The 262-nt window shown below is 34.7% G+C and carries 1 protein-coding gene; it reads left to right on the top strand.

The genetic code is table 11. The features are described 5' to 3' along the window. Positions 1–262: PepSY domain-containing protein (locus AAEY83_RS16085; RefSeq protein ID WP_351060597.1), on the top strand; the 262-nt coding region annotated here is incomplete at both ends.

Genomic DNA, 262 nt, shown 5'->3' with positions numbered 1-262 from the left:
CAGTAAGGGTGAAAAAACCTTTCGAAATTGGATGTCGGTGTGTGCATTGCTACTTTTAATAAATGTATTACTCGGCTTTTATTTATGGGTAAAGCCCAAAAACAGAGTTAAACGTTTAGCTATAAAACCAAAAGCCAAATTTAGAGTGCTCATGTATCAACTACATACAGTGCTTGGTGTTTACTTTTTTATACCGCTTATGCTTATTGCCTTTACTGGCATGGCATTTAACTGGAAAACACAAACTCAATCTGTATTAGAA

The sequence above is a fragment of the Psychrobacter sp. TB20-MNA-CIBAN-0197 genome (assembly GCF_040309765.1).
GTDB lineage: Bacteria > Pseudomonadota > Gammaproteobacteria > Pseudomonadales > Moraxellaceae > Psychrobacter > Psychrobacter submarinus.
This window is presented reverse-complemented; position numbering and strand designations above follow the sequence as displayed.